This is a genomic window from Roseixanthobacter psychrophilus (assembly GCF_043195195.1).
Taxonomy (GTDB): domain Bacteria; phylum Pseudomonadota; class Alphaproteobacteria; order Rhizobiales; family Xanthobacteraceae; genus NCEH01.
Map to the genome: position 1 here is coordinate 138404 of NZ_JBAFWT010000003.1, position 12812 is coordinate 151215.

Here is a 12812-nt window from a genome sequence, read left to right on the forward strand (position 1 = left end):
AATGTCCTGAAACCAGCACCCGTGTCAACGCGTCTTGCGGCGCGCGTCCGTCTCAGAACGACCAGGAGAACACGCCCGTCACGGCATTGTCCTGGACCGCACTGGACAGGGTGCCGCGATAGGAGACCCCCATCTTGACGCTGTCGGTGAGCTTCCAATCGGCGCCCAGTTCCAGAAGCGCCGCATCCCGCGCCAGCGGAGCCCCGGTGACGTTGAAGTCGACGCCGGTGGTGCTGAAGGCGAGGTTCGCGGCCGGATCCAGATCGCCATAGGCGTGCTGCCAGGCGAGCATCATGCGCGGCACCAGCATGATGCCGCTGCCCAGCGACCATGTGGTTCCGAGCCGCAGGCCCAGCGTCGAATAGGTGATATCGGCGGTCGAGCTTTGCAGGCTAAGCGCCGCCGCCCCACCGGTTTCATTCCCGGTACCGGTGTTCAGATGCACGTAGGTCAGGCCGGCAAACGGCTCCAACGCGAGGGCATTCCAGGTGAAGCCATAGCCAAGTTCGCCGAACACCTGGGCCGTCTGCGCATCGTAGCTGGAACTGAGCGCATTGCGGAAGCCGGGGAACGCCACCAGGCGGTCCATGTCCACGTCGCTCCAGCCATAGGCACCGCCGAACCGCACGTTAAGCGGCCCGAAGGACCGGCCGGCATACAGGCCGAGGCTGAAGGTGCCGACTTGGGCCGAGCTGGCACGGTCTGGAATGGAGATGTCGGTCGTAGCGTAGCCGCCACCCAGACCCACGCGCCAATCCTCGCCGATGCGGGCGTCCAGGCCGGTCAGGAAGCCGGAGCGATCATGGCTGACGTTCGCCGCGTTGCCGTTGCCGCTAATCTCGCCCCAACCGCCGAAAGCTTCGCCCCAGGCCGCGAGGCGCGAGGCTCCCGCATCCGCCGTGCCTGCTGGATTCGAAGCGGACCCACGCGTGGCGTTGGCGCCGAGGCCGGAGCCGGCGGTGGATGGTCCCCCTGCGCCAAGGGCCGCCATCACCCCACCCGCATCCATATAGGCATCCTGCCGCAGCCGGTTGAGCAAGGTCTGCGGCACCACGCGGGCATCGTCCAGCAACGCCGAGCTGACGCTGGCATAGGCCTCGCCCGACAGCATGGTGAAGGCGGTGCGGGCGCCGGCAACGCTCTGCCCCACCACGGCCTGATAGAGCGCTGAGCCCGATCCGCCGGCCTCGACGGCATTGGCCGTGTTGAACTGGTTCCGCGTCACCGCGACGCTGGAGAAGCGCACCGGCTGTGCGCCGGTCGAGAGCGTCAGCGTGACCGCCTGGGACCCGTAGGTCACTTCCGGGACGAGAAAGGCCAGATCGGTCGCCACGCTGTCGAACTGCCCGCTGACCGTCGCGCTGGTGAGGATCGTGTAGCTGGTGGAAGGCTGGTAGGAGCCGGTTGCCGCCAGCACCGAGAGCGTTCCGGCGAGCGTCGCGGTGCCGGTCACCAGCAATTGCGAGCTTTGGCCAGCCGGGTTCACCGCCACCTGCAGGGTGCCCGCCGCGGTCTGGACGAACGTGCCGTTGAGCTGCAGCGTGCCGCCCGCCGCGCCGGGCTGCAGGGTGCCCGAATTGGTCACCGCACCGATGGTCCAATGGCCCGATGCCGTCCACGAGGCGCCATTTGCGATGGTCAAGGTGCTGCCTGCGCCAAAATTGGCAATGGTATTGGACATGGCGCCAGTGCCGGCGAGCGTGATCTGCCCCGCTCCCGTGCCACCATCGATCGCGCCGTTCAGCACCGAGCCGGTGGTCAGGGTAAGAGCGTTGACGCCAGTACCGAACTGCACCGCAATGCCGCCCGTTCCGGTGATGGTGCCGCTGTTGGTGGCGCTGGCGCCTGTGCCCGTGAACAAGAGCCCGACGACCCCGCCGATGGTGCCGGAATTGGTCAGCGAAGCAGTGCTGCCCAGGGCCAGGCCGGCGATGGCGTCGTCGAGAATCGTCCCCGAATTGAACACGATGCCGCCGGTGCCGACGACGACGCCATAGATGCCGCCCTGGATGTAGCCGGTATTGGTCAGCATCCCGCCCGCACCAAGGTCCACACCCGTGTCGGCAATGCCGATGATCGTGCCGCTGTTGCTGATGGCGCCGCTGCCGCTCACGCCGTCGACGAGGCCGACCAGCATCCCGTCATTGGTGAAGCTGCCGGTATTGGTGAAGGTCCCGGAGCCGGTGATGGTGCCGCTGTTGGACATGCCGCCAGAATTGGCAAGCGCGCCATTGTTGATGAGCGAGCCGGTGTTGGTCAGCGTGCCGCTGTTGCCGATCGTGCCGGTATTGGTGAGGGTGCTGTTATTGCCGAAGGTTCCGCTGGTCGCCACCTGCCCGCCGATGGTGGAGAGCCCGTCCGCCGAGACCAGGCCGGAATTATTCAGCGTGGCGCCGGCATCCACCTGGATCTTGCCGTTCAGGGTGCCTTGGCTGGTCAAGGTGCCCGAGATGACGACGGGATTGGTGATGGTGGTGTTGGCATCCAGCGTTTGATTGGCGTTCAGGAACGCCACGGCACTGAAGCCGATGGCCTGCACGTCCGACAATTGCGCGTCGCTCTGGACGGCCAGGGTGTTCACCCCGCGCGTGCCGTCGGCGATGCCGATGAGAAGGCTGCCGCTCTCCAGGATCAGCAGGTTGGTGCCGCCCGAGAACGCCACGGCCGTGCCGCCTGCGCCGGAGATGGTGCCGAAATTATCGATCGTGCCGGTCGCGTCGCCGGAGAACTGCACGCCCACGCCCGCCGTTCCGGTCGCCGAGATGGTGCCGGTATTGGTGATGAGCGCGGTGCCACCGGTCACGCTGATGCCGGCCGCGAGGCCGGTGATGAGGCCGCTGTTGGTGACCAGCCCGCCTGCGGCCAACGCCACGCCGCTTCCCGCGACGCCGGCGATGGTGCCGGAATTTGTGATGGTGCCGACACCGGAGAAGGCCACGCCGGTGTCTCCGCCCCGGACCAAGGCCGTGCTGCCGGTATTGGCGATGGTCCCTCCTGATGTCAGCGCGATGCCCGTGCCGGCGGTGCCGCTCGCCAGGATGGTGCCGGCATTCGTGACGACGCTGCTGCCGCTGCCGCCGGCAAGGCCGGCAAGCGTGCCGATGATCTCTCCGCTTGACTGATTGCTCACGGAGCCCGCGCCGCTTAGGGTCACGGTGCCCAGAACGCTGCCGCTGTTGGTGAAACTGCCGGTGTTGGTGAAGCTGCCGGCCCCGCTGATGGTGCCGCTGTTAGACATGACGGCCGCATTGGCGAGAACGCCGCCGTTGAGCAGGTTCCCGAGATTGGCCAGGACGCCGGAGTTGATGAGGCTCCCCTGATTGGAGAGCGTGCCGCTGTTGGTCAGCGTGCCGGTCGTCTCAAGCAGACCGGCATTGGTGAGCAGCAGGCTATTGCTGAAGCTGCCCGCATTGGTCAGCGTGGCGCCGATGGAGAAGGTGCCGGAATTGGAGATCGATCCCGCATTGGTGGAGGCTGCGTCCACCGATACCCGGCCGCTGCTGATCAGCGTCGCGCTGATGCCGACGTTGACCGCGCCGTTCAGCGTGCCCTGATTGGTCAGCGTGCCGGCGATCACCGTCGGATTGGTGATGGTCGAGCCCGCATCGATCGCCTGCGTGGCATCGATGAAGCCGACATATTGGAAGCCGATGGCGTTGACGCTGCTCAGCATCGCATTGTCGCGCACGATCAGCGTATTGGTGCCGAGCCGCCCGTCCGCCGTCCCGATGAGCGTGCTGCCGCCTTCCAGGATCAACTGGTTGGTGCCGCCCGCGAATGCCACCGCCGTGCCACCGGCGCCCGAGATCACCCCGTAATTGTCGATGGTGCCCGAGCCGCTGCCGCTGAATAGCACACCGACACCGGCCGTGCCGGTGCCCAGGATGGTGCCGGTGTTGGTGATGGTCGCTATGCCGCCGGTGACCGAAATGCCCGCCGCCCCGCCGCTGATGGTGCCGCTGTTCGACACCGATCCGCCCAAGGACAGCGCCACCCCATATCCCAGCACGCCGGCGATGGTCCCCAGATTGAGAATCGTCCCCAGTCCGCCCAGGGAAATTCCGGTCGTGCCGCCTGAGATCAGCGATGCGCTGCCGGTATTGCTGACACGGCCCGCCGACGTCAGCTCGATGCCGATCCCCGCCGTGTCGCTGGCGAGGATCGTCCCGGCATTGGCCACTGTCGCACCGCCGCCGCTGATCGCCGCCAGCAGGCCGGTGATGCGACCGCCCGCCTGATTGTCGATCCCCCCGGAGCCGGCCAGCGTCACCGTGCCGGAAATGCTGCCGCTGTTGTTCAACTGGCCGGCATTCCACAGCGTGCCGGCGCTGGCGAGCAAGGTGCCCGTATTGGTCAGCGTGCCGCTGTTGGTCAGGCTGGTGAGCGTATGGGTGCCGCCGATGGTCCAGGACGCGGCGTTGGCCACTGTGACGATCTGGAAATTGGAGAAAGTCAGCGTTCCGGTGCCGGATACAAACGCCAGCGTGTTGGCCCCCGCGCCACCATCCACCGCGCCGGTGAACGCCGCCCCCGAGAGAACGTTCAGCACGTCGTCGCCGCCGGCGAACTGCACCGCCGTGCCGCCGGTACCGACGATGGTGCCGCTATTGGTCAGCGTGGAGTTGAAGCTGCCGGAGACCGCAAGGCCGGTCAGGCCGGTGATGGTGCCCGCATTGATCACGGCACCCGCGCCGCCGGTTATGTACACCCCGGTGACGGTCCCGGAAATCAGCCCCGATGCACGATTGGCGACGCTGCCGCCGGCCAGCAGGGAGATGCCGCGCACGCCGCCGGAGATGAGCCCGTCATTGCTCACCGTGGCAGCCCCGCCCGCAACGCGAATGCCATGCAGGCCGCCCTGGATGCTCGACGCGCTGCCGTCATTGGTGATGCTGCCGCCAGCAGACAGATAAAGACCGCTGCCTGTCGTGCCGATGATTGTGCCGGCGTTCGTGAACGTGCGCGCGTCGGCGCCGGTGCCCACCACGCCGTCGCTCGGTCCCCGGATCAGAGCGCCGGCCGCGTTGCTCAGCACGCCGGTGCCGGCCAGGGTGACCGTGCTGAGAATGGCGCCGGTGTTGAGCACCGTGCCCTGGTTGACGATGGTATCGACGTTGGTCAGCGTGCCCGCATTGATCAGCGTGCCGGCGTTGGTGATCGTTGAGAACGTCTCCGCTCCCGTCACCGTCCAGCTGGCGCCGGCGTCGATCTGCAGGATCTCGAAATCGGTGAAGTTAGCGGTCGATCCGCCGCCGGAAACGACCTCGATGGTGTCGGTGCCAGCACCACCTTGCACACCGCCGGAGAAGACCGCGCCGGAGAGAATCTTCAACAGATCGTTGCCGGCGCCGAATTGCACCGCCGTGCCACCGGAGCCGTTGATCGTACCGGAATTGGTCAATGTGTTGCTAAACGTGCCCGCAGCGAACCTCACGCCGACACCGGCCGTGCCGGTGGCGGTGATGGTGCTGGAATTGGTCACCGTTCCCGCGGCGCCCGCAATCTCAACGCCGTACAGCGCGCCGGAAATGGTGGCCAATGTACCGCTGTTGGAGACGACCCCGCCCGAATCCAGCCGTACGCCGGTCATCCGCGTGCCGAGGATGGTGCCGGAATTGGTCACCGTGCCCAGGATGCCGGCACCATAAAGGTCTTCGATGGCAAGACCGGTGTAGCCGGAAATCTGGGCCGCGGCGCCGGTATTGGTGACGCTGCCGCCGGCACGCAACAGCACGCCGATGATCTCCGCGCTGGCCGGCAGAACGCCACCAGCGTCGTAGGTGCCGGCAATGACGCCCTCATTGGTCACCGAGCCCGGCTCGGTGGACATGAGGACGCCGATCTCCCCGCCGGTAATGGACGCGAAGGTACCGCTGTTGGTGACCGTCCCGCCGGACACCAGATAAATTCCGTTGGCGGTCGCGCAGGTGCCCCGGACGATACCGGAGTTGGTCACCGCGACCGCGCCATTGATTCCGGTGATGCCGCTACAGCCGCCCTCGATGACGCCGGTGAGAGAATTGGTGACGGTGCCGCCGAACATCAGCATGACGCCGTCGCCGAAACCGCTACTGATCAGGCCCTCGTTGGTGACGGTGCCGGCGGCGCTCTGGACATAGACGCCGGCATTGTCGCCGGAGATGTGGGAGGCGGAGCCGAGATTGCTGACGCTGCCGCCATCCATCAATGCCACGCCGTTGCCGCTGGCGCTGAGGATGGTGCCGGAATTGGTCACCGTGCTGGCCACCCCGCCGGCATACACGCCAGCGCTTCCGCCGGAGATGTAGCCCGACAGTGCCGCATTGACGACCGACCCGCCGGCATCCAGGAAAATGCCCGTTCCCGACGTGCCGCCGAGAATGGTCCCGGTATTGGCTATGGTGCCGAGGCCGTCCTGCGTCTTGATACCAATACCGGCAGTGCCGGTGCCAGAGATGGTGCCCGCATTGGCGATCGACACCGACATCACATTGGTGGTGGTGCCGTTGGAGATCAGGATGCCGCCCAGCGCGCCGCTGATGAGCGAACGCGTGCCGAAATTGATGATCGCGCCGTTGGTGGTCTGGTCGGCGCCATATCCCGCGGAGCTGATGATGGTGCCTTCGTTGCGCAGCAACGAGCCGGCATTGCGCAATTGGACACCGGCCAGCACGCCTGCGATCCGGGCATCGGTGCCGATATTGGTGACGGTATCGGTGTTGTAGCTGTAGACGCCGACGCCGCTGGTGCCGGTGCCCCGGATGGTCCCGCGATTGGTCAGGGTCCCGCCGAACATGGCGATGCCGTAGGTGACACCCGAGATCGTGCCGGTGGCGGCATTGTCGATGATATTACTGCCGCCGTTCGAACGAATGCCCTTCCCGGACGTGCCGGTGATGGTGCCGGCGTTGGTGATCGTGCCGGTTGCGAGCTGGACGCCGGAGGCTCCGGATATCGTCGCGCCGGCATGGTTGGTCACCGTCCCGTTGTCGATATTGACGCCGTAGCCGCCGGTGCTGAAGATGAGGCCGAAATTGCTCACCGAGGCGTCGACGCCCAGCGTCCACGCGAAATTCACCCCCCCGACCTGCCGGTGATGGTGCCGGTGGCGGCGTTGGTCACGCTGCCGGCGCCGTAGTCGATCAGCACCCCGACGCCCGATGTGCCGGTGATCGTCCCGGAATTGGTCACGGTCCCGTTGGCATTTCGGATCGCAACGCCATACGTGCCGAGAATGGACGAGGCCGGGCCGGTGTTGGCCACACTGCCGCCGGCGGACAAATTGATGCCTGTGCCAGCAGCCGAGATCACCCCCGCATTGGTGACCGAGAGCGAGCCTGCCCCGCGAACGCCATCGCCGACGCTGGTGAGCATGCCGCCCGATTGATTGTCCAGCACGCCGCTACCGGACAATGTCACCGTCCCGGAGATGCTGCCGGTATTGGTCAGCAGCCCGGAGCTGCTCAGGATGCCGGATGAGGTCGTGAGCAGGCCGGCGTTGATCAGCGTCCCGACATTGGCGAGGTTGCCCGAATTGGTGAAGGTGCCGCCGGCCGCGATGGTCATGGTGCCGCTGTTGGTCATGGACAGCGTGGAGGAGACCGTATTGGTACCGGTGAAGGTCCAGTTCGCACCGGCGGCGACACTGGCCTGTTCGAAATTGATGAAGTTCGGTCCGCCCAGGCCGGAGAAGGAGGCGGCGGTGCTGCCGCCGAATTCCAACGTGTCGGTTCCGGCGCCGGCATCGACCACGCCGACGATGGCCGAGCCCGGCAGGAGGCGCACCAGATCGTTGCTGGTGCGATCGAACCGCACCGCGGTGCCGCCGTTGCCGATGATCGTGCCGCTGTTGATCAGCGTGTTGGTAAAGCCAATCAGATTGACCAGGACGCCAATGCCGGACGCCGTATTGGTGCCGATGATCGTGCCGGAATTGGTGATTGTCGTGCCCGCGCCATAGCCGTTCAGCACGTAGGCGCCTACGCTGTTGCCCGAGATCAGCCCGCCGGCGGCATTGGTCACCGTGCCGCCGCTTTGCAGATAGAGGCCGTGGTTGGTCGGACCGAGGATCGTGCCGTAATTGGTCACCGTGCCCACCGCGCCGCCGCTGGTGAACCAAGCGCCGACCCCGTTGGTAGAGGTGATCATGCCCCGATTCATCAGCGTGCCCGATCCGCGGCTGATGACGCCGAACTGGGCGCCCGAGATCAGGCTCGTCGTAACGGCATTATTGATGGTACCACCGTTCTGCAGCACGACGGCGGCCTGGGGGTAGAACCCCGAGCCGATGATGGCACCATAATTGACGACCGTGCCCGCCCCGCCGGAGATCTGCACGCCGATGATGCCGGAGATGCTGGAAGCGGTGCCGCTGTTGGTGACCATGCCGCCAGAGGTCAGCGCAACGCCGACCCCCGATGCGCCGGTGATGAAGCCGCTATTGTTGACGGTGCTGGCGCCCCCCGCGAGCTTCACGCCGAAGGCGCCGCCTGAAATCAATCCCGTATTGCCAACCGAGCCCCCTCCGGTCAGCGAGATGCCTATTCCTGCCGTGCCGCCCAGAATGGTTCCAGAGTTCGACACCGATGGAGACCCATATGCCAGGATCCCCCATCCAGCCGCATCCAGCGCTTTGATGGTGCCGGCGTTGATGAGCGAGCCACCCCCGTCGATAAAGACACCCGCCAATCCGCCGGTAATGGTCCCCGACGCAGTGTTGGTGACATCGGCGTTACTATTGAACCGAACGCCCATAGCATCAAACGTCCCCGAACCCGTGGCCGTAATGGTGCCGCTATTGATCAACGTGCCATTCAGTTGTACGCCGCCGAAACCGGAAATGTAGGCGCCGGAATTATTGGCTATCGATCCGAAATCTACGTTGACACCCCACCCTCCCGTGGTGGTGATGCGCCCGTTATTACCGACAGTTGCCAGCACACCGCGTGTGCCGGCAAAATTCACGCCGCCGGATGTTCCAGAGATGGCTCCGGTTGCAGCATTGGTAACGCTGCCCGCGCCGTAGGAGACAAACACCCCATTGCCGCCGGTCCCTCTGATAGTGCCGGCATTAATGACCGTGAGGTCGCCGTCCGCGACGAAGATGCCGGTGTCACCGGAGATGTAGGATTGCGTCCCGTCGTTGGTGACCAGCCCTCCGGCTCCGAGAGAGACGCCTTGACCGCCCGTCCCGGCGACGACGCCCTGATTTGTCAGCGTCCACAGATGCGCCGCGCTGCCGGAGACGGCGTTGCCCGAGTTGGCGATGGTCGTCCCGGCGGTGATCAGGAAACTGGTGTAGTGGCTGGGGTAGGCGGCATAGATGATATCGAGATTGACGCCGCTCGTGGTGGCGGAGAGCGTCTTGGTTTGCGCGAGGGCGGGCCGGGGCAGTGTAACGCCGAGACAGATCACCACCGGCGCCAAGCATAGCGCCGCGGTCGCGCAACTGCTCAACAGGGCTCCTAGACGGTGTGACTGGTCACGCCGGGGCCCCTCGGGCGAGACGGCGGCCAAGTGGCCCGCACCCTGACGCATTCAAAGCTTCCCCAACCTCGCCCAGGCGACCCCACCCCAGAATGGGTTGGCCCACCAATGTACAAATCAAAATCGGGTGCCACACGCGGTGCAAGTCGCACCATAGGACGGGCGTGTCCCAAACCTGAAAACCTGCCCATTCTTCTGTAGCCACGACGCACGCAAAGCTAAAATTAGACCGAATAGATACGACCGAGATACCTCTCGATCGACTGAAGAACTCATACAGTATCGTCAAAATTATGCAACGGGAGCTGAGGGTTCGGCCTTTTTTCGACAGTGTTGACCTTTGGTGATCGATTCCCCAGCGCCACCCTGGCGTCGGGCCCTCTGGCCACGGGAGCCAAAGGACGCGGATACATAAAGTGATCGTCCGTCCCTAGCTTTTTCCTGGTATGGCCACGCCACGTCGGCCTCGGGGGAGCGGGGAGCGCCGGATGTCCGGTGCACCTGCGGCACGATCAGCCGATGGTGGTCAATCCTGTTAGTCTTCCGTGTACGAATCAGTGTCAGACGCCGACTCCCGGCAGCGAAAGAAAATTCATGGCTCACCCCCCATTCCGCCGGTCTGGGAATTCCACCCGCGACACGGCCGAAGCCGCCTTCAGGTCCGCCACCGCAAAGCCTGTCGAGGCGCCGCAGAAGCCGCCGGCGATCCCCAACGCACGTGAGACCGTCTCGCTGCGCATCGACACGGATGTGCTGGAGTACTTCCAGGAAGGCGGTCCGGGATGGCAGGAACGCCTCAACGAGGCGCTTCGGCAGTTCGTCGCAGCGAAACGGTGATCCCGGCCGGACGCGCAAGGCCCGGAAGCGTGGCGAAGCCGGGGACGAACGACCTTCGGCGGTCGAACTGAAGCACACCCGCTCGCCGCACATGCCCCTAGGTCACGCGACCTGATCCCCATAGGCGATATCCCTAGCTGTGCAAGCGCGGCACCTGTGCGCCCGCCGCCGAGATCGCATGGTCCGGCATTTCGCGATTGCGGCATGTCAATGCGCTGCAGCATGCGCGCGCCGATCCTGCGCAGGCGGGACGAGTCGCAGAGGCGGGGATCGGGCCATTGGCGATCCGGTCGCACGGGAGGGGAAATCATTCTCCCGCGATCGGTCGTGTTTTGATCTGCGAAGCCCGCGTGCAGCAGGAGGTCGTTCTATGAACGACGAAATTTCAGTCAAACACAGGTCGAGATGGAGGACCGCGGGCGCGCTGGCGGCGGTGGCGGCGGTCATCGGCGCGGGCGTCTTCTGGTGGGTCGTCACGCCGCCGCCCGTGGACGAGACAGGACGCGGGCTGCCGCAAACGGCGGACCCAGCCCTGATCGCCCGCGGCAAGGTTATCGCCGATCTCGGCGATTGCGTCGCGTGCCACACGTCCCACGACGGCACGCCCATGGCCGGCGGGCGGCCGCTGGAGACCCCCTTCGGGGTGCTCTATTCCACCAACATCACCCCCGATGCGAAGACCGGCATCGGCGGCTACAGCTTCGGCGCCTTTGACCGCACCATGCGTAAGGGGGTGACGGCGGACGGAACGCACATGTATCCGGCCATGCCTTACCCCTCCTATGCCAAGATGACCCCGGACGACATGTATGCCCTCTACGTCTATCTGATGAAGGGCGTGGCGCCGGTTGCGAACCCGAACAAACCCTCCGAGATCGGCTTCCCCTTCAATCTGCGCTGGTCGTTGGCGTTCTGGAATCTGGTGTTCCTCGACACCCATCCGTTCGTGGCCGACGCGGCCAAGGACGAGACCTGGAACCGGGGCGCTTATTTGGTGCAGGGGCTCGGCCATTGCGGCGCCTGCCACACGCCGCGCGGCATCGGCTTTCAGGAAGTCGCCATGTCCGAAAAGGGCATGAATGGCGCCAAATTCGTTTCCGGCGCCAAGGTGGAGGAGTGGAACGCCATCAATCTGCGCAATCTGTGGACCGTCAAGGACACGGTGGAACTGCTGAAGACCGGGCAAAACCGCTATGCGACCGTGTCCGGCTCCATGACCGAGGTGATCCACAATTCGACGCAGAATTTCAGCGAAGGCGATCTGGTTGCCATTGCCACCTATCTGAAGTCCCTGCCCTCCGATCGCCCCTCCGAGGGACCGCCGCAGGCCGTTGACGTTGACACGGATGTGCCGGAGGCCATGTTCACCACCCGTGGTGGCTTGGCCTATGCGCAATTCTGCGCCGATTGCCATCGCCTGAACGGGGCCGGCGTCGCCAAGGTCTTCCCGCCGCTCGCGGGCAATCCCACGGTGGATGCCAAGGACCCCTCGACCCTGGTGCACATCACCCTGACGGGATGGAAGACGGCCGAGACCCAGGCCTACACGCGCGTCTTCACCATGCCCGGCTTCGCCCGGCTCGAAGACCAGGAAATTGCGGACATCCTGAGCTTCGTGCGCACAAGCTGGGGCAATACGGGTGCACCCGTTTCACCTGCCGAGGTCAAGGCCGCGCGCCGCACGCTCGACCCCAAGGTGGACAGCTCCAAGTTCGAGACGCCGCGCATCGCCAACCTGCTCGCGGAGCAGAATGCCACGCAACTGGTTCGCGGCATGCGCCTGAACACCGAGACCCACACCCTGCTGCCCAAGAACGTCGGCAACGTGCTCAATTGCACGAGCTGCCACCTCAACGGCGGCACGGTGGCAGATGGCTCGCCTTATGTCGGCGTCTCGGCCTTCTTTCCGAGCTACGCGCCGCGCGCGGGGCGCGAGATCACGCTGGAGGATCGCATCAACGGCTGCTTCCTGCGCTCCATGAACGGCAAACCGCTGGCCAAGGACGGCGACGACATGAAGGCGATGGTGGCCTATTTCGACTGGATGAAGCGGGAGACCAAGCCGGGCGACAAGGTGGAAGGGCGCGGTGTCGGCAAGATCAGCCAGACCATCAAGCCCGATCCGGAGAACGGCCAGCAGGTGTACGCCACCCAGTGCGCGGTCTGCCATGGAAAGAGCGGCGAAGGCTTGAAGGACGCCCAGGGCAAGGTGGTCTACCCGCCGCTATGGGGGGATGAATCCTTCAACATCGGCGCCGGCATGGCCCGCACCTATACGGCGGCGGCGTTCGTGAAGCGCAATATGCCCATCGGCTTCCACGAGCGCTTCCCGCTCGGCCAGGGCGGCCTTTCCGACCAGGAGGCGGTGGACGTGGCGGAGTATTTCAGCCACATGCCGCGCCCGGATTTCGCACCGAAGGTCAATGATTGGCCCAAGGACAAGAAGCCCGCCGACGCGCGTTACTGACCCCTCCCCTGCCTTTAAAAACGAACGCCCGGACCTTGCGGCC

Annotated in this window: 4 protein-coding genes; 2 read left to right on the plus strand and 2 right to left on the minus strand. The window is 65.4% G+C overall.

What is annotated here, in order from left to right; all coding sequences use genetic code 11:
• Nucleotides 1–52: 52 nt before the first annotated feature.
• Together V5F77_RS04720 and V5F77_RS04725 are read right to left on the minus strand one after the other, a co-directional pair.
• Nucleotides 53–7057, minus strand: coding sequence for an autotransporter domain-containing protein (locus V5F77_RS04720; RefSeq protein WP_429004172.1), 7005 nt, complete (start codon nt 7055–7057; stop codon nt 53–55).
• Nucleotides 7054–9435, minus strand: coding sequence for a beta strand repeat-containing protein (locus tag V5F77_RS04725; RefSeq protein WP_429004173.1), 2382 nt, complete (start codon nt 9433–9435; stop codon nt 7054–7056). Before V5F77_RS04725 ends, V5F77_RS04720 begins: the two co-directional genes overlap by 4 nt.
• Before the next feature lie 624 nt (nt 9436–10059).
• On the opposite strand from V5F77_RS04725, the gene V5F77_RS04730 reads away from it, so the two are divergent.
• Both V5F77_RS04730 and V5F77_RS04735 read left to right on the plus strand, forming a co-directional pair.
• Complete coding sequence (locus V5F77_RS04730) at nt 10060–10302, plus strand: BrnA antitoxin family protein (RefSeq protein ID WP_429004174.1); 243 nt, start codon at nt 10060–10062, stop codon at nt 10300–10302.
• A 370-nt stretch (nt 10303–10672) separates the two neighbouring features.
• A complete protein-coding gene (locus V5F77_RS04735; RefSeq protein WP_429004175.1) occupies nt 10673–12769 on the plus strand; it encodes a c-type cytochrome in 2097 nt (698 codons plus the stop codon).
• Nucleotides 12770–12812: the final 43 nt, after the last annotated feature.

Excerpts from the sequence above, each read along its gene's own strand:
- V5F77_RS04735 (WP_429004175.1), top strand. The coding sequence starts at position 10,673 with ATGAACGACGAAATTTCAGTCAAACACAGGTCGAGATGGAGGACCGCG.
- V5F77_RS04730 (WP_429004174.1), top strand. The coding sequence starts at position 10,060 with ATGGCTCACCCCCCATTCCGCCGGTCTGGGAATTCCACCCGCGACACG.